Genomic DNA, 25,772 nt, shown 5'->3' with positions numbered 1-25,772 from the left:
CCCAAGGAAGGATGGATAGATGAGCGGCCTACCGGTTTCCCATGTCGGCGAGAAAGTCTCGGGAGGGGTTATCTCCACCGGCTCGCCCACCGTGCACGTCGGCAGCAGCGCGGTCGGCCTGGCCGACCGGGTGTCCGCCTGCGTGCCGTTGGTGGGCAAGCCGGTCAACCCGATGCTCGGCAGCAAGCTGCTGCCGGAAGAGGTCGATTTCGCCCTGGCGGCGCCGGACACCTTCACCTTCGCCCGTGGCTACCTGTCGAGCAACCCCCGTATCGGCCGGCTCGGCCGGGGCTGGTGGCTGCCGGGCGAGAGCATGCACCTGGAACTGAGCGAAGACGCCTGCGTGCTGGTCGACGCCCAGGGCCGCCGGATCGGCTTTCCTGCGCTGGCTCCCGGCGCCCAGCATTATTCCGGCAGCGAGGAGCTGTGGCTGCGCCGCGGCGGTTCGAGCGGCGGCGAAGCGCAGGCCTGGCGCGGGCGCTGGGCGGCGGTGCCGGCCGAACTGCAGACGCAGGAGGGCTCCGTGCTGGTGCTGTCCGGCCACAGCTACCTGCATTTCCAGCGTTGCCCCGACGGTATCTGGCGCCTGCAGGCCAGCTTCGGCCGCGCCGGCTACCGCACCGAGTTCCGCTGGAGCGGACGTGGCCTGCTCACCGGCGTGCGCGACAGCGCCGGGCGCAGCTATGCGCTGGTCTACCAGCAAGCCTGCGAGCCGAGCGAGGGCGACGACGGCCTGCGTCTGTTCGGCGTGATCCTGGCCAGCCACGACGGACCGCCTCCGGACTACATCGATCCGCAGAGCCCGGGGCTCGACTGGCTGGTGCGCTACCAGTTCAGCGACAGCGGCGATCTGATCGCCGTGCGCGACCGTCTTGGCCAGGTGGTCCGGGTATTCGCCTGGCGCGAGCACATGCTGGTCGCCCACGGCGAACCGGGCGGGCTGGAGGTTCGCTACGAGTGGGATGTCCATGCTCCGCACGGGCGGGTCGTGAAGCAGATCGAGGCGGGCGGCCTGACCCGTACCTTCCGCTACCTGCGCGATGCCACCGAGGTCAGCGACAGCCTCGGCCGCGTCGAACGCTACGAGTTCGCCGGCGAGGGCGGGCAGCGGCGCTGGACCGCGCTGGTCAGGGCCGACGGCAGCCGTAGCGAGTTCGACTACGACCTGTTCGGCCGCCTGGTCGCCATGCGCGATCCGCTGGGACGGGAGACGCGGCGCCGGCGCGATGGCCAGGGGCGGATGCTCGAGGAGGAGTCGCCGGGCAAGGCGCGCTATCGCAAGCGCGTCGACGAAGAGACCGGGCTGCTGGTCGAGCTGGAGGACGCGATGCAGCGCCGCTGGACCTTCGAGCGCGACGAACGGGGCAATGCGACGACGGTGCGCGGCCCGGCCGGCAGCACCCGCTACGCCTACGAAGACCCGCGCCTGCCCGACCGGCCGACGCGAATCGTCGACCCGCGCGGCGGCGAGCGGCGCCTGGAGTGGAACCGCTTCGGCCTGTTGGCCGCGTTGACCGATTGTTCCGGCCAGGTCTGGCGTTACGACTACGACAACGAAGGACGTTTGGTCGCCAGCAGCGACCCGCTGGGACAACTGACCCGGCGCCGCTACGACCCGCTGGGGCAACTGATCGGCCTGGAATTGGCCGACGGCAGCGCCCTGAGCTATGAATACGACGCCCTTGGGCGGCAGACCCGTATCGCCGATGCCGAGGGGCACGCCACGCTGTTTTCCTGGGGGCACGGCGATCTGCTGGTGCGGGTTTCCGACGCCGGCGGCGGCGAATTGTCCTACCTGCACGACGAAGCCGGCAGGCTGGTCGCCCTGACCAACGAGAACGGCGTCCAGGCGCAGTTCCGCTACGACCTGCTGGACCGTCTGGTGGAAGAGACCGGCTTCGACGGTCGTCGCCAACGCTATCGCTACAACGCCGCTGACGAACTGATCGCCCGCGAGGATGCCGACGGTCGCGAGACCACCTATGCCTACGACCGCGACGGCCGCCTGGCGAGCATCCGGGTTCCCGCCACCGAGCACGCACCGGCCCTGGTCGAGCGTTACCGCTGGTTGGCCGACGGCCGCCTGGCCAGCGCCGGCGGGGCGGATTGCGAGGTGCGCTACACGTACGACGAGGTCGGTAACCTGCGCCTGGAAAGCCAGGTACATGCCGACGGTTGGGTCTACAGCGTCGAGCACAGCCACGACGCGCTAGGCGTGCGCCAGACCAGCCGCTACGGCGACGCGCCGCCGGTCGCCTGGCTGACCTATGGCCCGGGTCATCTGCACGGCGCGCTGGTCGGTGCGGTCGAGCTGGCCTTCGAGCGCGATGCCCTGCACCGTGAGGTGCGTCGCGACGCCCGCCGCGACGGGCAGGATGACGCGTTGTTCACCCAGGAGCGCCAGCACGCGCCGCTGGGACGCCTGCAGCGCAGCCGCCTGCGTCTGGCCGGCGGTTTCGACTGGCAGCGCGGCTATCGCTACGACGGACTTGGACAACTGGTCGGCATCGACGACAACCAGTATCCGTCGGTGCGCTACGAATACGACCTCGGCGGTCGCCTGCTGGCCAGCCGGCGCGCTGGCGCGGCGGCCAGCACCTACCGCTACGACGCCGCCGGCAACCACCTGGAGGGCGTCGGCGAGTACGCGCGCGAGGACGCTCGCCAGGCATTCGCCGAGAACGAACTGTACCGCTCCGGTTTCAGTCGCTCCGAGGCGCGCGCGAACCAGGCCGGCGAAGGCCCGGCGCGCTGGGCCGGCAACCGCGTGGAGAGGATCGCCGGCAACCGCTATCGCTTCGATGCGCTGGGCAACCTGGTCGAGCGTATCGGCGCCGACGGCGAGCGCCTGCGCCTGGCCTACGACGGCGCGCAGCGCCTGGTCCATCTGACGCGCGATTACGCCGACGGTACGCGGCTGGAGGCGCGCTACCGCTACGACGCGCTGTCGCGACGGATCGCCAAGGTGGTGCTGCGCGACGGTGTCGAGCAGCAGGTGCGCTTCGGTTGGGACGGCGATCGCCAATGCGCCGAAGCCTTTGCGCGGGAACTGCGCACCACCGTTCACGAACCGGGCGGTTTCGTCCCGTTGCTGCGCCTGGAGCAGGCCTGCGAGCCCGATCCCCCGGAGCTGCTGCAACTGCGCCAGGCGTTCGCCGCCGAAGGCCAGCCGCTGCCGGCGCAATGCGTGCCGGCGCTGGGCGAGGCGCGGATCGCTTTCTTCCACACCGATCACCTCGGTACCCCCCTGCAGCTGAGCGACGAACGTGGCCAACTGCGTTGGCAGGGCGTTCCGGACGACTGGCGGGCGGTAGCGCCGGAACGACAGCCGGGTGCGCAGCCGATCCGCTTCCAGGGGCAGTACCACGATGAGGAAAGCGGCCTCTACTACAACCGCTACCGTTACTACCTGCCGGAAGCCGGGCGCTATGCCAGCCAGGACCCGCTCGGCCTGGGCGGTGGCCCCAACCCCTATGCCTACGCGCTGAACGCGCCCACGCTGGCCTACGATCCCACCGGCCTGATCATCCCGCTGGTGGTGATCGGCGCCTTCGCCGCCCGCGCCGCGATCGGAGCGGCGCTGGGCGCCGGCATCGAGCTGGGGATGCAGACCGGCAAGCAGGTGCTGGGGCAGATGAAGGACAACTGGGACAGCGATCGCGACCTCACCGATATCAAGTGGAAGTGCATCGACATCAACTGGAAACACGTCGGCGCCTCGGCGGCCATCGGCACCGTGGCGCCGGGCATGCTCAGCACCGGCAAGACCGTGGTGCAGTCCGCCAAGGCGATCAGGACCCTTTCCGGACAGGCGGCCAACACCGCCAACCGCGCCGCCAAGCTGGCCGCGCGCAAGGCCGCCCATGCCGATACCATCAAGAAGGCCGTGGCCACCCAGGCCGCCTGGCAGACGGGCAAGCAGATCGTCAAATGCCCACTGAAGGACGAAGAAGAGGAGTGCCCGCCGCAATGATCAAGCATTACCTGCTGATGACCCTCGTCTGCATACCGCTGGCGTTGCTCTATGTCTGCCTGGAATGGTTCTTCGGCAACACCTGGGTGACCGTCGGGGTGTTCTTCGGCGTGCTCGTCGTGCTGCGCCTCGGGCTCTACCTCTACCGCCGCTCGAAGGGCATCAGGGACGGCTACCTGGACGAGTGAGGCCGACCCGGCATCGCGGAGCATCGACCCATGCAGGGCCTCTTCGTCAATGGCTCCGCCAGTCTTCCGCCGCCGATGCTGTCGCGCAGGCGCTGCTGGCGGCGTTCGCCTGGTAACCTGGCGAACTGCCTGTCTTCTTTGCCAAGGTCCGAGGAGCCGACCATGCACGACCTGCCTACCTACGACGATGTGATCGCCGCCGCCGCGCGGATCGCGGGGCATGCCAACCGCACGCCGGTGATGTCCTCGCGTACCCTCGACGAAGAACTCGGCGCGGAAGTCTTCTTCAAATGCGAAAACCTGCAGCGCATGGGAGCGTTCAAGTTCCGCGGCGCCTTCAACGCGCTGTCGCGGTTTTCCGCCGAGCAGCGTGCCGCCGGGGTGGTGGCGTTCTCCTCCGGCAACCACGCCCAGGCCATCGCCCTCTCGGCGCGCTTGCTGGGGATCCCGGCGACCATCGTGATGCCGGCCGACGCGCCGGCGGTGAAGATCGAGGCGACCCGTGGCTACGGCGGGCAGGTAGTGCTCTATGACCGCTATACGGAAGATCGCGAGCAGATCGGCCGCGACCTGGCGCAGCGCCATGGCCTGACCCTGATCCCGCCCTACGATCACCCCGACGTGCTGGCCGGGCAGGGCACCGCGGCCAAGGAACTGTTCGAAGAAGTCGGTCCGCTGGACGCCTTCTTCGCGCCCCTCGGCGGCGGCGGCTTGCTCTCCGGCTGCGCCCTGGCGATCCGCGCGCTGGCGCCGGCCTGCCGGATCTACGGGGTGGAGCCGGAGGCCGGCAACGATGGCCAGCGTTCGCTGCGCAGCGGCGCCATCGTGCATATCGATACGCCGCAGACCCTCGCCGATGGCGCCCAGACCCAGCATTTGGGCAATCTCACCTTCCCGCTGATCCAGCGCAACGTCGATGACATCCTCACCGCCAGCGACGCCGAACTGGTGGATGGCATGCGCTTCCTCGCCGCGCGGATGAAGCTGCTGGTCGAGCCCACCGGTTGCCTCGGCCTGGCCGCCGCCCGCCAGCGCAAGGACGAATTGCGCGGCAAGCGGGTCGGGATCCTGCTCAGCGGCGGTAACGTCGACCTGGCGCGTTTCTGCGCCTTGCTCGGCGGCTAGCCGGCCGCTAGAGGCCGAGTCCTTCGCTGGCTGCCCAGCGCGCCATCAGGCGGTTCGACGGCAGGCTTTCGTCGAGCAGCTTGCGCGCGCTTTCCACCCCCGCGACCGGCAGGCCCTGCGGGTCGAGCAGGCCGATCTGCACCAGCACGCCGGCCTGGTCCCAATAGATGTGCTCGTGGTAAAGGCGGTCGCCGCGAAAGCGCACCACGCCGAGCATGGGGATTTCCACGAAGCGCCCGGTGGGTGGGACGCCGGGCAGCAGCCAGTCGATCTCGCAGCTGTGGGTGAAGCGCATGACGAACTCGTCGACCACCTGCAGCGCCCCCACCGTCCGCGAAATCGGCGTGAGGGTCATGTCCGGCGGGTTGCCGTGGATGAAGTGATGGCGGTAGAAGCGGCTCAGTTCGCGCTGGCCGACGCCGCCGGTGAGGGTCGGGACATGGTTGACGTAGGGCTCGGCGACCATGGTCGCCATGGTCGCGGCGACGTCGCGGGTATCGAACTCGTGGCGCACATGCTCGTCCCACAGCGCGGAGAGGTCGAAGTTCGGCCCGATCTCCCGCTTCAGGGCGGCGATGCTGCGTTCGTGAGCCATCAGGTAGGCCGGTTTGTCGAAGTGCATGCCGCCGACGCGGGCGAAGGCGTGATCGACGCCGGGGTAGAGGTACAACTCGGTCTTGGGCAGGTTGCGCAGGCAGGGCAGGATCGCGTCGCGGGCCTGCTGCGGGCAGTAGGCGTCCTGTTCGGCGAAATGCAGCACCAGCCGGCCCTTGATCTGTTTCGCCTCGTCGAGCAGCGCCTCGATGCCCATGCCGTAGTAGCCCACCGAGCAGGAGACGTCGGTGCGCGTCGCGGCGAGGTAGGCCAGCTTGCCGCCCATGCAGAAGCCGACGAAGCCGATCCCGGCGTGGACCACCTCCTCGCGTTGGCGCAGGTGCTCGATACAGGCGGCGATGTCGTCCACCGCGGCGTCCAGATCGATGCGCTGGAACAGCTCGATGGCCTTGGCGAAGGCCGCTTCGTCGTAGCCCAGGTCGACCCCCGGCTGCAGCCGCCAGAACAGGTCGGGGACCAGGGCCACGTAGCCCTCTTCGGCGTACAGGTCGGCCACCGCGCGCATGTTCGCGTTGACGCCGAAGATTTCCTGACCGATCACCACGCCCGGCCCCTTGCCGCTGGCGGGGAGCGCGAGATACGCGTCGAACCGGCCGCTGCCGTCGGACGCGGCGATGCTGACGTACTGTCCCATGCCTGGATTCCTCATCGGGTTGTTGTTGGAGTGGGAAAACGGGAAAGCGAAGCGAACCAGCCTAGTAGGAACCGGTCGGCGGGTCATTGGCTATCCGCATGCTGGCGGGAGGGTATCCGGATTGTCCGGGAGCGAGGGGCGGGAGGCGGCGCGCTCCTCGGCGAGCCGCTCGCGGATACCGCTCAGGCCCGCTGGCGCTGCCAGGGCGGGCCAGCGGCGAACCGCGCTTCCACCCATTGGCGGAACGCGCTGGTCGCCGCCGTGGCGTAGCGCGCCGAGGGGCGCACCAGGTAGACGCCGGCGTCGGCGTCCAGTTGCCACTCCGGCAGCACCCGTACCAGCCTGCCGGCTTCGAGGTCGCGGCTCATCAGCCACTCGCCGGCGGCGAAGATGCCCAGGCCCTGGCGTGCGGCGCAGAGCAGGGCTTCGTTGTCGTTGCTGACCATCGAGCCGCGTACCCGCACGGGCTGCTGTTCGTCCTGGCGGGTCAGCTTCCATTCCGGGTACGAGTGCAGTCCGCTGAAGCCGAGGCAATTATGTGCCGCCAGGTCGGCCGGGATACGCGGTACCCCATGCCGCTTCAGGTAGTCGGGAGCGGCGCCGAGGATGCGCCGATGGGCGCACAGCCGCCTGGCCACCAGGCGGCTGTCGGCCAGTTCGCCGACCCGGATCGCGAGGTCGAAGCCTTCCGCGATGATGTCGACGAAGCGCTCCGAATAGTCGGTTTCCAGCACCACCTGCGGATGCGCCAGGGCGAACTCCGCCAGCAGCGGACCGAGCCAGAGCCGGCCCATCGCCGACGGCAGGGCGATGCGCAGGCGTCCGCGCAGTTGCGCGGCGCCCAGGCTGGCTTCGTGCTCGGCCTCGTCGAGCAGGTCGACGGCCTGGCGGAAGCGGCTCGCCAGGCGCTCGCCTTCATCGGTGAAGCGCAGTTGCCGGGTGGTGCGTTCGACCAGGCGGATGCCGAGGCGACGCTCCAGTGCGCCGAGCCGCTTCGAGAGCACCGAGGGATGGCGTTGCAGGGCGCGGCCGGCGGCGGCGAACGAACCGTGCTCGGCCAGGGCCAGGAGCGTGGCGACTTCATCGGCCTGCCGGCTGTCGAACGGTTGCATGCATGCGCCTCTTGCGGGTGGGTCAGGGCAAGAGTACCAGCGCGCCTTGCGAGCGTCCCTCCAGCAGATCGGTATGCGCCACGGCCGCCTCGGCCAGCGGGTAGCGCCGCCAGACCTGGGGCTGGATGACACCGTCTGCATGGGCGCGCAGCACAGCCTGCGCGCGTAGCCGGTATTCCTCCGGGTTGGCGGTGTGGGCGGCGAGCGAGGGACGGGTGAGGAACAGCGAACCCTTGGCGTTGAGGGTGGCGACTTCGACGGCTGGCGGCACGCCGGAGGTAGCGCCGAAGGACACCAGCAGGCCGCGCGGACGCAAGCTGTTCAGGGATGCCTCGAAGGTAGCGCGACCGATGGGGTCGTAGACCACATCGACCTTGCGCCCGGCGGTCAGCTCGGCGACCTGGGCGGCGAGACTGGCCGCGTCGAACACCAGCACCTCGTCGCAGCCGGCAGCCCTGGCCCGCTCGACGCTTTCCGCCTTCGACACCACGCCGATCACCCAGGCGCCCAGGTGCCGGGCCCAGGCCGCCATCAACTGGCCGACGGCGCCCGCCGCGCCGTACAGCAGGATGCGTGTGCCGGGCCCGACGGGGTAGGTGGCGTGCAGCAGGTAGTGCGCGGTGATGCCCTTGAACAGCAGCGCCGCCGCGTCCTCGAAAGCGAGTCTGTCGGGCAGCTTCAGCAAGCGCTCGGCGGGGTAGAGCCGGGCGCTGGCATAGGCGCCCAGCGGGCCGGTGGCATAGGCGACGCGGTCGCCCGGCGCCAGTCCGGAGACTCCCGGACCCAGCGCGGCGACCACTCCGGCGCCTTCCAGGCCGAGGCCGGACGGCAGCGGAATCGGTACCGCTCCCGAGCGCTGGCCGAGGTCCAGCGGATTGACGCCGATGGCGGCCTGCTCCAGCCAGACCTCGCCGGGGCCCGGTTGCTGCGCCTGGACTTGCTCCAGGCGCAGGACCTCGGGGCCTCCGTTTGCGTTGAGGGTGATGCGACTGGGCATGGCGGTCTCCTTGGCTGCGTTCGTCGTTCCGGCAGTCTAATGAAGCATCCGGGGATGACCAGGTAGGTTCTTTGCAGTTGATTGCTGCACCGCATGCAGTAGTGAGACGGTGCTCCAAGGTGACCGAAAGTCGTGTTTCCGTATCGACAGGATTCGCCTAGTGTAAGGCGGCAGCCTGGACGGTCATGGTCCCTGTGGTCGCCGGGATCATTTCGGGAGAGTCCCATGACGGCACCTTTCAAGGATCATTTCTCCACGGGTTCGGCGAACTACGCCGCACATCGTCCGACCTACCCGGCGCAGTTGGTCGACGAGCTGGCCGCGCTCTGCCCCGGCACCCGCCTGGCCCTGGACTGCGGCTGCGGCACCGGACAGCTCACGGTGCTGTTGGCCGAGCGTTTCGAACGGGTGGTCGGTACCGACGCCAGCGCCGCGCAGATCGACAAGGCGCAGGCTCGCGAGCGGGTCGAGTATCGCGTGGCCCTGGCCGAGGACAGCGGACTGGCGGCGGCCAGCGCCGACCTGGTGACGGTCGCCCAGGCCGCCCACTGGCTGGACCTGCCGCGCTTCTACGAGGAAGTCCGGCGTGTGGCCCGCGCGGACGCCATCCTGGCCCTGGTTACCTATGGCGTATTGCATGTCGACGGACCCATGGAACCGCTGGTCCAGCACTTCTACCACCAGGTCGTCGGCCCCTACTGGCCTGCCGAGCGGCGCCACGTGGAGGAGGGCTACCGCAGTCTGCCGTTCCCCTTCGAGGAGCGTCGCCTGCCGGACCTGGCCATCGAGGTGGCCTGGACCCTGGACGAACTGCTGGGCTATGTCGGTACCTGGTCGGCGGTGAAGGAGGCCGGCAAGGCCCTTGGCCAGGATCCGGGCGCCGCGTTCGTCGATGAGCTGCGCGAAGCCTGGGGCGACCCGCAGACGCGCTATCGGGTCAGTTGGCCGCTGACGGTGCGCGCCGGGGTGATCCGCTGAGCCATCGGACGCAATCCGAAACTCAACCATGACGGCGGGGAGAGCGCCGATCGCGTCCGCCTGCCGTCTACGCAGGTCGCTGCAACCCCCTGGCAGCCGCGGCGTCGCTTGAGCGCGGGCAGGGGGCAGGTGGTGCGCCGAGTCGTATTCGTCGAACTCGCCATGCCGCCCCAGGCCGGGTCGGCGTGCAGGTTGCCAGTCCCTGGCGTACGGGGCGCTCAGTGCGTGCTTTCGTTTCACTGAGCCAGGTTTTCCAGCGCTATGAAGAAATCGCCCCGATTGCAGGATGAGTCTTGCTTTCGTCCCGGTTTCCCTGCCGCTGGCTGCTGAATCGAGGGTGCACTCCGCGCAGTCCGGCCCCTCACCTTGAGAGCCGTTGCCATTGTCGGGGTTACCCACGTGCTTTCCAGCAGGTACGGAGCCGATGGGAGATCGAGTTGGCGAGAGTGCCGGCTTGCTCCGGCCTTCTGAAGGCTCTTCTTGAATCAGAAAAACCTTACGCCAGAAGTAGTGGGGGCTGATGGCCCAGCTCGCTTCGATCCTTCATGGTTAGCGGGTTCTGTTCTTCTTCGCCGTGGAGAGTTTTTCTGTGAGTGGTTCCCTCTTGGTACCGGCCAGTCTCGCCAGTCGCATCAGGCTCCTGCTGGTCATGACCCGGCGCGAGGTCGAACTGCGTTATCGCGACGCCATGTTGGGCCGCATCTGGATCATCGTCTCGCCGTTCCTGCTCTTGCTGATCTATACGTTTGTCTTCGGCTTCGTGCTGAAGTCGCGCTGGGGTGGAAGCCAGAGCACGCTCTCCTTCGCCTTGACCCTGTTTTCCGGACTCCTGCTGAACGGGATCCTCGCTGAAAGCCTGTCCAGGGCCCCGACTATCATCCAGGCCAACGCCAACTACGTGAAGAAGCTGGTTTTTCCCCTGGAGATACTCCCCCTCACACCGCTGCTGGCCGCTTTCTTCAACGCCATGCTCGGCTACCTGGTGCTCTGTATCTTTCTTCTCTTCAGCGGCGTCGAGCCAGGCTGGCAACTGGTTCTGCTACCGCTTGCCCTGCTCCCCTTCCTGCTCTGCGTGACGGGGCTGGCGTGGTTCCTCGCGGGACTCGGGGTCTATGTTCGCGACATAGGGCAGTTCGTCCAGTTTCTCCTGGTGCTTCTGCTATTCATCAGCCCGGTGTTCTATCCGCTGTCTTCCTTGCCACCGGTAATGCAGCCCTACCTGTACCTCAATCCGCTGACGATCCCGGTGGAAATGGTCAGGGCGATCCTTTTCGATGCTCCCTATCCGACCCTTGGGGTCTTCAGCGTTTATTGCGTTGCGTCTCTGCTGGTCTGTTCATCGGGCTTCCTCTGGTTCCGTCGGGTTCAGGAAGGTTTTGCAGATGTCCTCTGAGGCCGTTTCCCCGGGCCCGCAGATGACGGCCGAGTGGATACCGCTGGGGCAGCGTTTGCTCGAACGCGGGTTGGTGAGCGGCCAGGAACTCGAGCGGGCGCTCGACCTGCAACGCCGGCTTGGCGGCCGTCTGGGAGGCATTCTCGTGCGTTCCGGAGCCATCTCGGAAAATACCCTCATGCAGGTGCTGGCGGAGCAACTGCGGTTGCCGCTGGTGGGGGACGACCTGCGGAAGCCGAGCGAAGAGTCCATCGCCGCATTCCTGCTCAGTACCCCGATCAATACCGACTGGTTCGTCGAAGAGCAACTGGTGGTCTGGGAGGAGGGCGAGCAACTGCTGTTCGCGGCGCGTGATCCGTTATCTCCTTCGATACGCGAAACCCTGGGCTATTTCTATCCGGAGCGCTCGATTCAAGCAGTGCTGTGCCGCTCCCAGGATCTGGACGGCTGGTTGGAGCACTCCCTGGACCTGGCCCGGCAAGGTGCGGATCGGCACGCCTACGGCAGCGAAGACATCCGTTACCTGCGGGAGTTGGCGGAGGAGGCGCCGGTAGTCGAACTCGTCAACAACGTGATGAGCCAGGCCATGGAAAAGCGTTCTTCGGATATTCACATCGAACCCCGGGAGTTCGACTTCCGTATCCGCTTCCGCGTCGACGGCGTCCTGCACGACCAACTGAGCCTTCCCCGCGAGCGATTCGCGGCGGTCGTCTCGCGGATCAAGCTGATCTCCGCCATCGACATCGCGGAGCGACGGTTGCCGCAGGATGGACGCATGAGCATCCGGGTCAGCGGTACGGAGCTCGACGTGCGGGTCTCCACCTTGCCAGGGGTGCATGGCGAATCGGTGGTCATGCGCCTGTTGCCGAAGGAGCGCGAGGGGTTGCGCCTGGACCGGCTCGGGATGCTCCCGGACCACTTGCGGAGGATGCGTGCATGGGTAGCGGAACCCCACGGCATCATCCTGGTGACCGGCCCCACCGGATCGGGCAAGTCCACCACGCTCTATGGCGCGCTGGAGGAAATCAATGATGGCGTGCGCAAGCTCATCAGCGTGGAAGATCCCGTGGAATACCAGGTGCCCAATATCACCCAGGTCCAGGTCCATGCCGACATCGGCCTGACCTTCGCTGCCGCCTTGCGCTCGATCCTGCGGCAGGATCCCGATGTGATCATGATCGGGGAGATACGCGACCTGGAGACGGCGGAGATCGCCGTACAGTCCTCGCTCACCGGTCACCTGGTGCTTTCGACCCTGCATACCAACGATGCGGTGAGCGCCTTCACGCGTTTGATCGACATGGGCGTGGAACCCTTCCTGGTGGCTTCGCCGGTGCGCGGTGTCCAGGCCCAGCGACTGGTGCGCAGGTTGTGCGCCCACTGCGCGGAACCTTGCGAGCCAACCCTTGCTGCGGCCGATCTGGCAGCGACCCAGGCGGCCACCGCGCGGCTGTTCCCGGGGCAGGCAGCGCAATGGCGCGTGGCGCGAGGCTGCGGCCGCTGCGAAGGTACCGGCTACAGCGGCCGTGTGGGCATCTACGAACTCGTCGATCTGTCTTCCGAGATGCGCGACCTGATCGTGCAGAGAGCTTCCCTCGAACAGATGCATCGGCTTGCCGCCAGCCAGGGACAGCGCAATCTGCGTGAAGATGGCTTGATCAAGGCCTGGTTGGGTATGACCAGCCTTGACGAGGTGCATCGCGTGACCAGTGGCTAAGCCCATGAATTTCATCTACCAGGCCGTCGATCGCAAGGGCAGGCGCGTTCGTGGCGAACTCTGCCTCCCCACGCGCCAGGATGCGCTGCGGCAGTTGCAGCGCCAGGGGCTCACCCCGCTCAGCCTGGAGGTGAAACGCCGCAACCTGGGCTCGCGACGTCGGCTCAAGGCCGAGGAATTGAACATGGCCATCCACGAGCTGGCCACCATGCTCGCGGCGGGAGTGAGCATGGCCGACGCGGTGGAGGCTCAGGAGCGAGGCGCGCGCCACCCGAAGTTGATTACCGCCCTGCAGGCGATGGCCAATGGCCTGCGCCAGGGGCAATCCTTTCCCGTGGTGCTGGAGAGCGCCGGCCTCGACTTGCCGCGCTATGTATATCAACTGGTGGCGGCCGGCGAGATGACCGGAAACCTCGCAGGAGCCTTGAGGGACTGTGCCACGCAGATGGAATACGAACGGCGAACCCGCGCCGAGTTGCAAGGGGCGCTGATCTACCCTGCGATTCTGGTGCTCAGCGGGGTGCTCGCCGTGGCGACCCTGTTCGTCTTCGTCGTTCCGAAATTCGCCAATCTCCTGAACGAGACTGCCCAGCTCCCGTGGCTTGCCTGGGCAGTGCTGAGCATCGGGGTATGGAGCAACGAGAGTTCCGGCTTGCTGGCGTTCGCCGTCCTGCTGCTTGCTGGCGGCATCGCCGTGGCGCTGCGCAATCCGGCGCTCCGCGCCCATGCGCTCGACCAGTTGGTGCGCCTGCCCGTAGTCGGGGAATGGTTGATGCAGGCGGAAATAGCGCAATGGTCGAAGGTGCTTGGAACCCTGCTGGGAAATCGTGTGCCGCTGGTGGAGGCCCTGCTGCTTTCCGCCGCTGGCGTCCGCATTGCCCGGCAGCGCCGGACCCTGGAGCGAGTCACCCAGGATGTGCGGGCCGGCATCGCCTTGTCGGCAGCGTTGGAGGAGCGCCAGGCGGTCACGTCCATCGGTTCGAGCCTGGTGCGGGTTGGAGAGGCTTCCGGGCAGCTCGCGGAGATGCTGCAGAGCCTGGCGACGCTCTATGGAGAGGCCGGGCAGGCGCGAATGAAAAAGGCCCTGGTACTGATCGAGCCTTTGGCGATCCTGCTGATCGGCTCTGTGTTCGGCCTGATCATTACCGGCGTGGTACTGGCGATTACCAGCGCCAACGACATGGTGCTTTGAATGCCGGGTATCGATGCCGCGGCTGGTTGGATGAGACGTGAAGTGGAAACCGTATGAACAGAGCTGCACAACAGGGCTTCACCCTGCTCGAGATGATTGTGGTGTTGGTGATTATCGGCATGCTGATGGGGCTCGTCGGGCCGCGACTGTTCAATCAGGCCGACAAGGCGAAGGCGCAGACGGCGGATACCCAGGTGAAGATGCTCAAGGGCGCGTTGCTCACCATGCGCCTGGACATCGGCCGGCTGCCGACCGAAGAAGAAGGCCTGGCGCTACTCAACACGCCGCCTTCCGATGAACGTCTCGGGGCCTTCTGGCACGGGCCCTACCTCGAGGGCGGCGTACCGCTGGACCCCTGGAACCGGCCTTACCTGTACAGCGACAGGCCGAGTGCCGAACAACCCTTCACTCTCTACAGCCAGGGCGCGGATGGGCAGCCCGGTGGGAAAGGCCTGGATGCCGATGTCGGTTACGCGCCCAAACGTTGACCAGGCCGCGTTCACCTTGCTCGAACTGCTGGTGGTGCTGGTGATCGTCGGGGCCATTGCCGCGGTGGCGTTGCCCGGCCTGGTGAGGATGCAGGAGACCTGGGCGCGCAGGACCGCGCTGGACGATCTGTTCAATCAATTGCAGACCTTGGGCTATCGCGTGCGCAGCGATGGGCGGGAGCTGCTCATTGGTGAGAGCGGGGCGGTTCCCGAGCAGTTGCTGCGACTGCCCGATGGCTGGACGGTTACTGCTCGGCCGCCGATACGTTACATGGCAAACGGAGTTTGCCTGGGCGGAAAGTTGCAGGTCCATCATGGGCGCGCGACACATACGCTGCTGCTTCAGCCACCCCTCTGCGCGCCCGGGACGATCCGCTGATGCCGGCGCGGCAGGAAGGCTTCACGCTCCTGGAGGCGGTGGTTGCGCTGACGCTCCTGGCAGTGGTCGGCGGTGCGCTATTCGCCTGGCTCAACAGTGCCTTTCGGAGCATGCAGCGGGTCGAGGCGGCCGAGCTGCGCATCGAGACGGCTTGGGTGGCGATGGCTTATCTGGAGCGCATGAACCCTGCGCTCGAACCCGCAGGCAGGGTCCGGCTGGGGCATTACCGGCTGGAGTGGCGAAGTTCGCCGCTGTCCGCGTCGAAAGCGGCGGTGGGCCGCCATAGCGGCAGTCCGGGCATCTACGACGTGACCTTGTTCAGGGTCGTCGCCAGCATCCGGGCCGGCGATGGAACGCCGCAGACGCTGCAACTGGAGCTTCCCGGTTACGTGGTCATCCCAGCGCGACTGGGTGATGGACCATGATCCGCTCGCGACGAAAACAGGGTGCATTCACCCTGCTCGAGATGATCGTGGTGCTGCTGGTCGTTTCCTTCATCGGCACGTTGCTCATGCAAGGGTTGAGCTATGCCAGCAAGGCCAACCAGTCCTTGCACCAGAACCTGGGGCGCGGACAGGTCCGGGCGCTGACCTTCGATTGGTTCCGTGATGCGGTGGAGAACCTGGTCGCTCCCGAGGCTGGCGAGGTCCGCTGGCGTCTGCGAGGGGACGAACTCAGTTTCGAGGCCATGTCTGCCGCGGCCCTGGATCGCCGTGCGGGCATCCCGACGCCCTTGGCCTTCCGGCTTGAGCGGCGGGCAGGAGAGGACCGGACCGAGTTGATCTATGTGCGAAGGCTGGAGGACAGTCGCTGGCCCCTCCTGCATCTGCGCGGCGAAGCTCGCTTCCGCTATCTGGACGGTCACGGCCAGTGGCACCGGGACTGGCCGCCGAGCGCGCAACTGGCCGATACCCTTCCCGAGGCGATGGCACTGGCGGCTCCCGAGGAGCGTCTGTTTGTCCTTGTCGCGGTCGCACTGCCCAGAGCGAGGCCCGCCGAACATGATTTCTGATGGCGCACGCCGACATGCGGCGTCTGCCCGCTCGTCTGGCTTCGTTCTGGTCGGAGTGGTCTGGTTCCTGGCCATCATGACCCTGCTGGCCAGTGCCGCTGTACTCTGGGTCGGGCGCTCGCTGGATGCCACGGAAAACCGGCGCAAGGTGCTGCTTCGTGAGCTGGAGGAGCATGCCTTGCTGGCGCGGGTCCAATGGCTGGTGGCTACCCAGCGCTATACCGTCGCGGGCCTGAGCGTACCGGGAAATGCTGGCGCCGCGCCGAGCAAGGTGGACATGGACACTTCGATCCTGCCCATTGGCGGGGAGCTGCCTCTGGATGGCCGGGAGTTCTGCATGGCCAATGGCTGGTGCGTTGCGCTGCTCGATCGCTCTGCGCGCCTCAGTCTTTCCGGCATCGATCCGCGGGTACTGTCCAGGCTGCTGGCGGGGTTGGGGGTTCCCGCCGAGCAGGTGCAGGTCATGGTCGCCCAATGGTTCAGCTATCTCTATCCCGGCGCCGCTCCACGACTGGGTAGTGCCGCGCAAGCCAGCGACAGGTCCTCTCCGGGCCAGGCCCGGCGCCGTCCGTTGCGCTCGGTGATGGAAGTCTTCCGGCTGGAGGCCTGGCGCCCCTGGGAAGCGCATTTGCTCGACGCCGGTTGGCGCGATCTGGTCGCGGCGGACGAGGCGGCGCTGAACATCAACACCGCGGATGCCCGAATCCTGTCTCTTGCCTGGGGACTACCGGAGGACGCTGTCGGCCGACTGCTGCAAGCCCGCTGGCAGCGTCCGTTCACCCGGATGTCGGACCTGCATGACGTCCTCGGGGGTCATGCGAGGCTGGTTCCCGAGGATGGATGGGCGCGCCTGGCCAGTCCGGTCCTGTCGATTCGGCTCTACCCGCCAGGAGCCGAGCAGGGGACGGAATACGAGGTCCGCTTCAACTCAGAGCACCGCCTGCTGCCACCCTGGCAGCTTCTCTCGAAGAGGTCCGTGAAGATAAATGATCGCTACTCGAATCCTCCGTTGCATCCCGATATCGCCCCCGGGGTTCTTGCCGCCCCGCTTGTGGCAAGGCCGTGGTAAGGATGGCCGGGCGCAGCTTGAGTGGGTACGTAGAGGTACAGGGTTGGCGCGGCGCGCCCCAGCGCAGTGGATCGTGGATCGGGCGTGGTGTGTCTATCGCTGTCTCGATCTCAATCATGTGCCGCGCTCTGACCGGTATCAGGCACTGGCGTTGAAGCTTGCCGCCCTGGCGCCTTTTCGCCGCGCAGGCCATTACGTAGCCTGGCGGGGTGGCCATGCTCTGGTCTGGTTCTGGGATGAGGAGGTCCGGGAGGCCGTTGCCGAAGACTGCGTCGACCAACCTCGGCGTTATCGCTGTATCCCCGAATCCCTGCTGCAGGCTCCCCCTCGGTCGATCGCGGAAGGCGAGACGGTTCGGCTGCTTCGGGTTCGCTCCGGGCTGGATCTCCAGGTCTGGAGAGATGACTGCCTTGTCCTGAGCCATTTCTTTCCCAGCCCACCCCAGCCAGAACAATGGGTTCGGTTGCTCCGGGGGCTGGCGGGAATACGCATCCCGGAGAGCCTGGTTGCCGAGCCTGGAGAGTCACTGGGCCGTCCCTGGGCCGTTCCGGCGGCGGAAGCAACGCTGCTGCGATGGGAGCGTTGGTTGCCGCATGGGCTCATAGCCACCCTGTTGCTGGGATGCGGATTCAATCTGGGGGAAGGTTTGTCCTGGTGGTGGGCCGAGCGTGCGCTGCGAACGCAGTACGACCAGCTGAGCGGCCAGGTCTCGCCGATCCTCAGCGCACGCAACCAGGCCTTGCAGACCAATCGGATGGCCACCGAGCTGGGGCGCGCTTTGCAGCATCGCTCGCAGGTGGCGCTGCTGGGACAGGTAGCGGAACTGTTGCCGAAGGACAGTCGGTTGCTCGCCTGGCGCTATCGAGGCTCCGAGCTGGAGTTGCGGATTGGCACCGACAGTGTCGACCCGCGTCTCTATGTGAGGCGTTTCATGGAGTCGGGGAGTTTCGAAGATGTCAGGGTGGAACCTTCGCAGAGCGAGGGGCTATCGCTGAGCCTGGTCCTGCGTACGCCGGGGGAGGGTGCCTGATGTCGGACTTCCAGCGATCACTGCAGTTCCAGGGGCGGAACCTGCAACGACAATGGCAGGAAAAACCACTCTTGCGCATGGCCATCTGGAGCCTGTGCCTGCTGCTGGTTGTGCATCTGGTCATGCTCAGCATGGATTGGAGGGAGGAACGAGGGGAGGAATATCGTCGTCTGGCCGGGGAATGGCTCAAGCTCCAGGACGTTTCCCGGCAGACCGCCTGGCCGGAGCGGGCGATGCAGGCGGAGCAGGTCCTGAACCTTCAGCGAGAGCGCTTCTGGCAGGCGCCGAATGCGTCGCAGGCGAGGGCCGATGTGCAGGCCTGGCTGACCGAGCGGGTTCGCCTGGCGGGCGTCCCTGACGCGGAAGTGAGCGTACTGCTTCCTCGCGGCTTCGAGAAGCAAGGGACGATCGCGCGTATCGAGGCCCAGGTTCGCGGGCAGTTGCAGCCAGCCTCGTTCAGTCGGTTGTTGCAGGATATAGAAGCGGAGCAGCGACAAGTATCGGTGGAGTTTCTGGAACTGAACAATATGTTGTCGCCCATGCTCAATCTACAATTGTCGTTCCTGTTCGTAGCGGCCTATTGAAGCGGATGCGGATCGGGCAGCACCCGTTTGCCGGAAGAGTTCGGCGGAGGGCGGTGCCCGTCGATGGAGCGAGTTGCCGCCAGGCGGCCGGGAAACCGAATCCGCTCGGGACGCCTGCGATTCGGCTCCCCGGCCCGCCATTGTCGCATTCGCGCAGCGAAGAACGGCCAGTCTGGTCCGGCCTGTAAACAAGTGCAAAATTTTACTTCATGGTCGGCTTGGCACTCCGAGCCGGCTCGTCCATGCTGGAGCACAACTTTCCCATGGATACCATTGCCATGAAGTTCCTGCTGCCCCTGCTGCTGTTATTCCCGCTTTCCGCTCTCGCCGACGACAAGGACTACGACCAATGCATACTCGACTACCAACGCACGGCGAAGAGCGGGGTGGCGGTTCACTTCATCACCCAGGCCTGCGACAAGTTGTATAACGACGGCTCCTTCCTGCTGTCGCGGGAAAAGGCTTATTACGAGTGTCTGCTGGAGAACCTGCCGGGGGTGGAGAACAACCTGGCGGCGCAGAAGATCAGGAGCGCTTGCGAATCGAAGTCGCAGAATTGATCTGGCGAGGAGGGGAGCGAAAGTAGCCAGTGGGGTTTCCGACGGCATCGGCAGGATGCCGTCGGGAAAACCGGCTTAGCGTTGCAGCCAGGATTCGACGGTTTCGGAACCGTACTGTTCTTTCCAGGCTTTCAGAACCTTGTGGTTGCCGCCCTTGGTTTCGACGACTTCACCGTTGTTCGGGTTCTTGTAGACCTTCAGGGCGCGGGCACGGCGCTGCGGAGCGGCGCTGACGGTGACCGGAGCCTTGGGGTCGAGGATGGCGATGATGTTGTGCAGGGTCATGCCGTACTTGTCCATCAACGCCTGCAACTTGTCCTTGAATTCCAGTTCCTGCTTCAGGCTGCTGTCACTTTTCAGCTTTTCCAGCAGGGCCAGTTGCTCCTGAAGTTTGCGCTCTGCCTCGCGGAACTCGGCAAGTTTGGACATTCGTTTCACTCCCGTTCTAAAAATATGGTGCTGGGTTTTGGTGCATTTATAGTGGCTTTACGGACTTTCCGTGTCCGCGGCAAAGGATAAGTCTTTATCTACTGGAAGAACAATATAGTTACACGGATTTATTGACTAACGGACTGTAGGGACAGCTTGCCGGATGTTTCCCGGAAGAATATGAAACCTTTATGTCCGTGGGGATAATGCTTCGTACAACCCATGGGAGAGAGACGGCAGAACGGGCCCGTTGTGTGGAAGCCCGTTTTAGAGCAGATGGCGAAGCGCCAGGGGAGAGTCGGGCGAATCAATCGCCCCGATATTCGCAACCGCTGGTGCAAGTTTCGTGGACGCGGACCTTGGAGAGTTCCGGCAACAGCGGCTTGAGTTGTTGCCAGATCCAGCGGCAGAGGTTTTCGCTGGTGGGGTTTTCCAGGCCTGGAATATCGTTCAGATAATTGTGGTCGAGTTGCTCGTAGATCGGCTTGAAGATCGCCTTGATTTCCGCGAAGTCGCGGATCCAGCCGGTATGCGGATCGACCTCGCCTTCGATGTGGATGGCGACACGGAACGAGTGGCCGTGCAGGCGCCCGCATTTGTGGCCTTCGGGGACGTGGGGCAGGCGATGGGCGGATTCGAAGGTGAATTCTTTGAAGAGTTCCACTGTAGTGCGCTCTGGATCGGGGTTATCGGACAACCGGAATGGGGGCGCCATGGTAGCAGGTTTGCGCGCCGGACCCGGTCTGCTCCGACCGGGCGGTCGTTTACCTGAGTTGCAGGCGGCGCGCCAGGCGCGCCAGGTTGGCGCGATCCAGGCCCAGCTCGCGTGCAGCCGAGGCCCAGCTTCCCTGGTGGCGGGCCAGGCAGTCCTGGATCAGGCGGCGTTGGTAGGCGTCGGTGGCCGCGCGCAGCGAGTGACCGGTCGTTGGCGCGGCGGGCGCGGGCTCGACCACGCTGCGAGGTGGCGCGGGGGTTTCCGCGGGCAGGTCGAGATCCTGCCGATGCAGGGTGACGATCCGCGACCGCTCCGGATTGTGGCCGAGGGCCTTGAGCGAGGCGCGGCCGACCAGGTGCTCGAGTTCGCGCACGTTGCCCGGCCAGCGATAGTCGAGGAGCGCGGCCTGGGCCTCGTGGTCCAGGCGCAGGCTGCGCAGTCCCAGGCGCGGTCGGTTTTCCTCGAGGAAGTAGCCGGCCAGCAGGAGGATATCGCGGCCGCGCTCGCGCAGCGGCGGCACGCGCAAGGGATAGACGCTGAGGCGATGGTAGAGATCGGCGCGGAAGCGCCCGGCACGCACTTCCTCGGCCAGGTCGCGGTTGGTGGCTGCGATCAGGCGTACGTCGACGCGGTGCTCGCGATCGGAGCCGACCCGCTGCAACTGCCCGCTCTGCAGCACGCGGAGCAGCTTGGCCTGCACCGCCAGCGGCAACTCGCCGACCTCGTCGAGGAACAGGCTGCCGCCGTCGGCCAGTTCGAACTTGCCGCGCCGTTCGTTGACCGCGCCGGAGAAGGCGCCGCGCACATGGCCGAACAATTCGCTTTCCACCAGGGTCTCGGGCAGCGCGGCGCAGTTGAGACTGATCATCGGCTTGCCGCTGCGCATGGAATGCCGGTGGATGGATTGCGCCACCAGTTCCTTGCCGACCCCGGTCTCGCCGGTGATCAGTACGCTCAGGTCGCTGTTGGCGACCAGGCGGATTTCTTCCAGCAGCGCCTTGTGCGCGGCGCTCTGGCCGATCATTTCCCGTGGCCGCTCGCCAGCGGCTTCGAGATAGGCCTCGGCGCGCTGGTGCTCGTCCTCGGCGCGGCGGGTCAGGTCGCGCATCCGCTCGCTGGCCTTGACCGTGGCGGCGGCGAGGCTGGCGAAGGCCTCCAGGGTATCCAGGTCGGCGCTGGCGAAGCGCGACGGATCGAGGGTATCCAGGGTCAGCAAGCCCCAGGGCTGGTCGTCGAGGTACAGCGGACAGCCCAGGCAATCATGGATTTCCAGGTGGCCGTGGAGGCCTTCCACCAGACCGTCGTAGGGATCGGGCAGGCCGCAGTCGGCGGGGAAGCGGGTCGGCCCGCGGCGCTCCAGGAGGGCCTCGAGGCGCGGATGTTCGCCGACCCGGAAGCGCCGGCCGAGGGTGTCCGGGCTGAGGCCGTCCACCGCCAGCGGGATCAGGTATTCGCCGTCCAGGCGCAGCAGCGCGGTGGCGTCGCAGGGTAGCAGGTCGCGCAGGGCCTGGAGCAGGCGGCGGTAGCGTTCGTCTTCCGGCAGGTCGCGGGACAGGTCGGCAACCAGCGGGATCAGGGTGGCAAGCAAGGGGTTGGTGGTCATTTCGACCTCTTTGCAGTCCTAATGACTCTGAATGGTTGCAGTCATTATGACCTATGCCGGCCTGCAAGGCCCGTGAATTCTGGTAGTTTGCCTTGGCACGCTTCCTGAAATGCTTCGAGGTGAAACAAAACCTTGCATGCGTCAGGAGTCATCTATGTTGTCCAATGCCCAACGTGCCCTCATCAAAGCCACCGTACCGCTGCTGGAGACCGGCGGTGAAGCGCTGATCACCCATTTCTACCGCACCATGCTCGGCGAGTACCCCGAGGTTCGCCCGCTGTTCAACCAGGCCCACCAGGCCAGCGGCGACCAGCCGCGGGCGCTGGCCAATGGCGTGCTGATGTACGCCAGGCACATCGACCAGTTGCAGGAACTCGGCCCGCTGGTGGCCAAGGTGGTGAACAAGCATGTCTCCCTGCAGGTGCTGCCCGAACACTATCCGATCGTCGGCACTTGCCTGTTGCGGGCGATCCGCGAGGTCCTCGGCGAACAGATCGCCACCGACGAAGTCCTCGAAGCCTGGGGCGCGGCCTACCAGCAACTGGCCGACCTGCTGATCGAGGCCGAGGAGTCGGTGTATGCCGCCAGCGCCCAGGCCGATGGCGGCTGGCGCGGCGTGCGGCGCTTCCGCGTGGCACGCAAGCAGGCGGAGAGCGAGGAAATCACCTCGTTCTACCTGGAGCCGGTGGACGGCCAGCCGCTGCTGGCGTTCCAGCCGGGACAGTACATCGGCCTGCGGCTGGACATCGACGGCGAGGAAGTGCGCCGCAACTATTCGCTTTCCGCTGCCAGCAACGGCCGCGAATACCGCATCAGCGTCAAGCGCGAGGCGGGTGGACGGGTCTCCAATTACCTGCATGACCGGGTCGCCGAGGGCGACGAGCTGGATCTGTTTCCGCCGGCTGGCGATTTCGTCCTGCGTGACAGCGACAAGCCGCTGGTGCTGATCACCGCCGGCGTCGGCATCACCCCGGCCCTGGCCATGTTGCAGGAAGCGCTGCCGCAGGCGCGGCCGATCCGCTTCATCCATTGCGCCCGGCATGGCGGCGTGCATGCCTTCCGCGACTGGATCGAAGACGTGTCGGCGCAGCACGAGCAGGTCGAGCACTTCTTCTGCTACAGCGAACCGCGCGCCGGCGACAGTGCCGACGCCGAGGGATTGCTGAGCCGCGAGAAACTGGCCGACTGGTTGCCGCAGGAGCGCGACCTGGACGCCTACTTCCTCGGACCCCGGCCTTTCATGGCGCAGGTCAAGCGCCACCTGGCCGACCTCGGCGTACCCTCGCAGCAATGCCACTACGAGTTCTTCGGTCCGGCCGCCGCGCTGGACGCCTGAAGCGACGGGCCGGCGCGAGGTGCGTCGGCCCTTTTTCGGAAAAAGGAGATCGAGATGAACGCTCTGTTCGATTGTCCACGGCGGGTGCTGCGGATCGGTCACGGGCTGCTGGCGGCCGGCCTGGCGCTGCTCGTCGCCGGCGTGATCGCCGCCTATTTCCTCGACCGCTACCTGAACATGCCGGCGCTGGTGTTTTCCCATGCGCTGGTGATCCTCGGCCCGACCCTGTTGAAGATCGGCTACGTGATGCGCCTGAGCGCGCTGTTCCGCATGCGTCGACCCGGTTGGGAGGTCTGCTGTGCAAGTGCTTGATCGTTCCAGGCTGATGGCCATACCGCCGATCTGGCGCCTGGGCTTCCGCCCGTTCTTCCTCGGCGGCGCGCTGTTCGCGGTCCTCGCCATCGCGCTCTGGCTGGCGGCGCTGGCCGGGCTCTGGAGCGGCTGGCAACCGGTCGGTGGCTGGCTGGCCTGGCATCGTCACGAAATGCTCTTCGGTTTCGGCGTGGCGATCATCGCCGGCTTCCTGTTGACCGCCGTGCAGACCTGGACCGGCGTACCCGGCCTGCAGGGCAAACCCCTGGCCCTGCTCGCCGGGCTCTGGCTGGCGGCGCGCCTGGCCTGGCTATTCGATGCGCCGCTGGCGCTGCTGCTGGTGCTGCAACTGAGCTTCCTGCCGCTATTGGCCTGGGCTATCGGTCGCAGCCTGTGGCGGGTGCGGCAGAAGCGCAATTACCCGGTGGTGGGCCTGTTGCTGCTGTTGACCCTGGCCGACGCCCTGGTCCTGCTCGGCCTGTTCGAGGGCAACGACGACTGGCAACGGCGTGCCTCCATCGCCGCGCTATGGCTGATCGCCGGGATGATGAACCTGATCGGCGGGCGGGTGATCCCGTTCTTCACCCAGCGCGGTCTCGGCCGTCAGCAGCAGGTGCCGGCGATCGCCTGGCTGGACAATGGCATCCTGCTGGGCTGTGTGCTGGTGGCGCTGCTCACCGCCGCGGGCGTCACGACGCAGCCGACGCCCTGGCTTGCAGGACTGTTCGCCGCCCTCGGTGGTGCGCAACTGTGGCGCCTGTGGCGTTGGCGCGATCGCGGCATCTGGCAGGTGCCGCTGCTCTGGTCTCTGCACCTGGCATATTTCTGGATCGCCGTGGCGCCGCTTGGCATGGCGCTCTGGAGCCTGGGCCTGGCGCTGGCGCCGAGCCAGGCGCTGCACGCGCTGGCGGTGGGCGGCATGGGCGGGTTGATCCTGGCGATGCTGGCACGGGTCACTCTCGGCCATACCGGTCGCGCGCTGCAACCGCCGGCAGCGATGCCCTGGGCTTTCGCCCTGCTCAATCTCGGCTGCGCGGCGCGGGTGTTCCTGCCCAGCCTGTTGCCGGCGAACTGGGCGCTGCCCCTGGCAGGCGGACTGTGGGCTTTGGCGTTCCTGCTGTTCGCCTGGTTCTATGCGCCGATGCTGTGTCGTCCGCGGGTCGACGGCCATCCCGGTTGATCAGGGGGCTTGCCGCAGACGCCGCAGCTCCTGGTTCAGCCAGTCGGCGGAGTTGCGCGTCTGCGTGGCGCAGCGCACCTGGTAGGGCTTGCCGCTGAGGCTGCTCTGGGTCGCGGCGCGCTCGATGAAGTCCTCGCTGCTGGCGACCAGATCCTTGCGCTCCAGGTAGTCGAGCTTCTTCTGCAGGTGGGCGCGGGCTTCCGCGGCCGGGTATTCGCTGCCGTTGCGGATGAAGGTGCAGCCGCTGTCTTCAACAAAGCTCAGCAAGCGGCCGATCTCCTGGCTCGCCTGCGGGGAGGGCGCGGCCAGCGCCGGCAGGCTCGAGGCCAGCAGCCAACAGGCGGCGCAGGTAGTCCGCCAGGTAATCGTGAAAGCGCGCATCGTTCCAGTACTCCATGTGGCTCAACGGGGTGTGCCGCTTGTACCAGGGACCGACCGGCAGGGCGAGGTCCTCGTGGACGACCGCGGCGTAGTTCTGCAACGGCCGCAGCGGATAGCCGAGCGGATCGGCCGGCGCGTAGACGTTCAGCCAGCGTGCCTGCTGGCGGATGGCCGGGGGCAGGCAGTGGCCGGGAAAGCGGATCGGACAGACCTTCTCGTAGGCGAAGGTGAACAGCGGGATGTTGCAACCGAAGGTGACCAGCCCGGCCAGGGTTTCCAGGCCGAGGAAGGGGTCGATCGAGCAACTCGGCGTGCGGTTGAGTTTCTGCTGGTCCCAGATGAAATTGGACACGATGTGCCCGCCCAGGGAGTGGGCGAGGATCACCAGCGGCGTCTGCGGCCCGACTTTCGCGCGCAGGGCCATGATCCCGCTGCGCACGTGCTGGTGGACCTGCTGGTAGGTGGTGTCGTAGGCGGCGCTGACCTTGCGGTAGCCGCTGGCGTCGCCGAGGAATAGCGTCACCGCCCGGCGCAGCCAGCGCCAGCCCAGCGGCTCGCGCTCGATGCGCTTGAGGTAGTCCAGCTCGCGGGCGTCCAGTACGCTGGCCCAGTACAGGCTCTGGAAGGCCACCTCGCCGGCTTCCGCGCCGAGACGTCGGCGCAGCGCCGCCACCAGTTCGCGGGCGTAGCTGTGCAGACCGTCCTCGTCGCGGCTATCGGGCTGGTCGCCGATGCCGTGGATCAGCGCTACGGCCAGTTTCATGCAGGAT

Annotated in this window: 26 protein-coding genes; 18 read left to right on the top strand and 8 right to left on the bottom strand. The window is 66.6% G+C overall.

All coding sequences use genetic code 11. The features are described 5' to 3' along the window. Positions 1-19 precede the first annotated feature (19 nt). From tse5 to LJF27_RS22465, 3 genes are all read left to right on the top strand, one after another. Positions 20-3,973 (top strand): type VI secretion system effector Tse5, encoded by a 3,954-nt coding sequence (gene tse5 / locus LJF27_RS22475; RefSeq protein ID WP_023116919.1) that lies wholly within the window; start codon positions 20-22, stop codon positions 3,971-3,973. After that, positions 3,970-4,161 (top strand): hypothetical protein, encoded by a 192-nt coding sequence (locus LJF27_RS22470; protein ID WP_003090543.1) that lies wholly within the window; start codon positions 3,970-3,972, stop codon positions 4,159-4,161. Before tse5 ends, LJF27_RS22470 begins: the two co-directional genes overlap by 4 nt. Positions 4,162-4,323: 162 nt before the next feature. After that, complete coding sequence (locus LJF27_RS22465; protein ID WP_003090528.1) at positions 4,324-5,286, top strand: threo-3-hydroxy-L-aspartate ammonia-lyase; 963 nt, start codon at positions 4,324-4,326, stop codon at positions 5,284-5,286. 7 nt (positions 5,287-5,293) lie between these two features. Here LJF27_RS22465 and LJF27_RS22460 read toward each other — a convergent pair whose 3' ends face one another. The 3 genes from LJF27_RS22460 to LJF27_RS22450 all read right to left on the bottom strand — a co-directional run bounded on the left by LJF27_RS22460 (position 5,294) and on the right by LJF27_RS22450 (position 8,644). Beyond that, positions 5,294-6,535, bottom strand: a complete 1,242-nt coding sequence (locus tag LJF27_RS22460) for a dienelactone hydrolase family protein (RefSeq protein WP_003113399.1) — start codon at positions 6,533-6,535, stop codon at positions 5,294-5,296. A 182-nt stretch (positions 6,536-6,717) separates the two neighbouring features. Beyond that, the gene (locus tag LJF27_RS22455; RefSeq protein ID WP_023116918.1) at positions 6,718-7,647 is read right to left on the bottom strand and encodes a LysR family transcriptional regulator; all 930 of its coding nucleotides are present in this window, start codon (positions 7,645-7,647) and stop codon (positions 6,718-6,720) included. A gap of 22 nt (positions 7,648-7,669) precedes the next feature. After that, positions 7,670-8,644, bottom strand: coding sequence for a quinone oxidoreductase family protein (locus LJF27_RS22450; protein WP_023116917.1), 975 nt, complete (start codon positions 8,642-8,644; stop codon positions 7,670-7,672). Between the two features lie 225 nt (positions 8,645-8,869). On the opposite strand from LJF27_RS22450, the gene LJF27_RS22445 reads away from it, so the two are divergent. The 12 genes from LJF27_RS22445 to LJF27_RS22390 all read left to right on the top strand — a co-directional run bounded on the left by LJF27_RS22445 (position 8,870) and on the right by LJF27_RS22390 (position 19,046). Further along, complete coding sequence (locus LJF27_RS22445; RefSeq protein ID WP_003160456.1) at positions 8,870-9,622, top strand: class I SAM-dependent methyltransferase; 753 nt, start codon at positions 8,870-8,872, stop codon at positions 9,620-9,622. A 589-nt stretch (positions 9,623-10,211) separates the two neighbouring features. After that, on the top strand, positions 10,212-11,015 hold the full coding sequence (locus tag LJF27_RS22440; RefSeq protein ID WP_003097732.1) for an ABC transporter permease: 804 nt from the start codon (positions 10,212-10,214) through the stop codon (positions 11,013-11,015). Next, positions 11,005-12,732, top strand: coding sequence for a GspE/PulE family protein (locus tag LJF27_RS22435; RefSeq protein WP_003122595.1), 1,728 nt, complete (start codon positions 11,005-11,007; stop codon positions 12,730-12,732). Before LJF27_RS22440 ends, LJF27_RS22435 begins: the two co-directional genes overlap by 11 nt. A 4-nt stretch (positions 12,733-12,736) precedes the next feature. After that, positions 12,737-13,924: a type II secretion system F family protein gene (locus LJF27_RS22430; protein WP_003097729.1), complete on the top strand. Its 1,188-nt coding sequence runs from the start codon at positions 12,737-12,739 to the stop codon at positions 13,922-13,924. Between the two features lie 53 nt (positions 13,925-13,977). After that, entirely contained in the window at positions 13,978-14,412 is a 435-nt protein-coding gene (gspG, locus tag LJF27_RS22425; RefSeq protein ID WP_003110089.1) for a type II secretion system major pseudopilin GspG, read from the top strand. Further along, positions 14,381-14,791 carry a prepilin-type N-terminal cleavage/methylation domain-containing protein gene (locus LJF27_RS22420; protein ID WP_003097723.1) on the top strand — a complete coding sequence of 137 codons (411 nt, stop codon included), beginning with the start codon at positions 14,381-14,383 and terminating at the stop codon, positions 14,789-14,791. The genes gspG and LJF27_RS22420 overlap by 32 nt, the downstream gene beginning before the upstream one ends. Continuing rightward, positions 14,791-15,216 (top strand): PulJ/GspJ family protein, encoded by a 426-nt coding sequence (locus tag LJF27_RS22415; protein WP_003097721.1) that lies wholly within the window; start codon positions 14,791-14,793, stop codon positions 15,214-15,216. Before LJF27_RS22420 ends, LJF27_RS22415 begins: the two co-directional genes overlap by 1 nt. Then, positions 15,213-15,803: a PulJ/GspJ family protein gene (locus tag LJF27_RS22410; RefSeq protein ID WP_003113392.1), complete on the top strand. Its 591-nt coding sequence runs from the start codon at positions 15,213-15,215 to the stop codon at positions 15,801-15,803. Before LJF27_RS22415 ends, LJF27_RS22410 begins: the two co-directional genes overlap by 4 nt. Beyond that, complete coding sequence (locus LJF27_RS22405; protein WP_003119955.1) at positions 15,793-16,872, top strand: general secretion pathway protein GspK; 1,080 nt, start codon at positions 15,793-15,795, stop codon at positions 16,870-16,872. The genes LJF27_RS22410 and LJF27_RS22405 overlap by 11 nt, the downstream gene beginning before the upstream one ends. A gap of 646 nt (positions 16,873-17,518) precedes the next feature. Next, positions 17,519-17,902: a hypothetical protein gene (locus tag LJF27_RS22400; protein WP_003162130.1), complete on the top strand. Its 384-nt coding sequence runs from the start codon at positions 17,519-17,521 to the stop codon at positions 17,900-17,902. Then, complete coding sequence (locus LJF27_RS22395; RefSeq protein ID WP_003097715.1) at positions 17,902-18,486, top strand: GspMb/PilO family protein; 585 nt, start codon at positions 17,902-17,904, stop codon at positions 18,484-18,486. Before LJF27_RS22400 ends, LJF27_RS22395 begins: the two co-directional genes overlap by 1 nt. A 263-nt stretch (positions 18,487-18,749) precedes the next feature. Beyond that, positions 18,750-19,046, top strand: coding sequence for a VF_A0006 family four-cysteine protein (locus tag LJF27_RS22390; protein WP_003097713.1), 297 nt, complete (start codon positions 18,750-18,752; stop codon positions 19,044-19,046). Positions 19,047-19,121: 75 nt separating this feature from the next. Here the strand turns inward: LJF27_RS22390 and mvaU are convergent, their stop codons facing one another. From mvaU to norR, 3 genes are all read right to left on the bottom strand, one after another. Then, positions 19,122-19,475, bottom strand: a complete 354-nt coding sequence (gene mvaU / locus LJF27_RS22385) for a histone-like nucleoid-structuring protein MvaU (RefSeq protein ID WP_003090506.1) — start codon at positions 19,473-19,475, stop codon at positions 19,122-19,124. Positions 19,476-19,782: 307 nt separating this feature from the next. Next, on the bottom strand, positions 19,783-20,139 hold the full coding sequence (gene queD / locus LJF27_RS22380; protein ID WP_003090505.1) for a 6-carboxytetrahydropterin synthase QueD: 357 nt from the start codon (positions 20,137-20,139) through the stop codon (positions 19,783-19,785). Between the two features lie 100 nt (positions 20,140-20,239). After that, on the bottom strand, positions 20,240-21,793 hold the full coding sequence (gene norR / locus LJF27_RS22375) for a nitric oxide reductase transcriptional regulator NorR (RefSeq protein ID WP_003113388.1): 1,554 nt from the start codon (positions 21,791-21,793) through the stop codon (positions 20,240-20,242). Positions 21,794-21,947: 154 nt separating this feature from the next. On the opposite strand from norR, the gene hmpA reads away from it, so the two are divergent. The 3 genes from hmpA to LJF27_RS22360 are packed head-to-tail and all read left to right on the top strand — an operon-like array spanning position 21,948 to position 24,621. Then, positions 21,948-23,129, top strand: coding sequence for an NO-inducible flavohemoprotein (hmpA, locus tag LJF27_RS22370; protein WP_003113387.1), 1,182 nt, complete (start codon positions 21,948-21,950; stop codon positions 23,127-23,129). A 54-nt stretch (positions 23,130-23,183) separates the two neighbouring features. Next, positions 23,184-23,441 carry a psl/pyoverdine operon transcriptional regulator PpyR gene (gene ppyR, locus LJF27_RS22365; protein WP_003090502.1) on the top strand — a complete coding sequence of 86 codons (258 nt, stop codon included), beginning with the start codon at positions 23,184-23,186 and terminating at the stop codon, positions 23,439-23,441. After that, entirely contained in the window at positions 23,428-24,621 is a 1,194-nt protein-coding gene (locus tag LJF27_RS22360) for an NnrS family protein (protein ID WP_003122598.1), read from the top strand. The genes ppyR and LJF27_RS22360 overlap by 14 nt, the downstream gene beginning before the upstream one ends. On the opposite strand, the gene LJF27_RS22355 is transcribed toward LJF27_RS22360, so the two are convergent. Together LJF27_RS22355 and LJF27_RS22350 are read right to left on the bottom strand one after the other, a co-directional pair. Further along, positions 24,622-24,888 carry a DUF5329 domain-containing protein gene (locus LJF27_RS22355; protein ID WP_003115326.1) on the bottom strand — a complete coding sequence of 89 codons (267 nt, stop codon included), beginning with the start codon at positions 24,886-24,888 and terminating at the stop codon, positions 24,622-24,624. Further along, complete coding sequence (locus LJF27_RS22350) at positions 24,872-25,765, bottom strand: hypothetical protein (protein WP_003116712.1); 894 nt, start codon at positions 25,763-25,765, stop codon at positions 24,872-24,874. Before LJF27_RS22350 ends, LJF27_RS22355 begins: the two co-directional genes overlap by 17 nt. Between the last annotated feature and the right edge of the window lie 7 nt (positions 25,766-25,772).

It is taken from the genome of Pseudomonas sp. 203-8, from assembly GCF_020708595.1.
Lineage (GTDB): Bacteria > Pseudomonadota > Gammaproteobacteria > Pseudomonadales > Pseudomonadaceae > Pseudomonas > Pseudomonas aeruginosa.
This window is presented reverse-complemented; position numbering and strand designations above follow the sequence as displayed.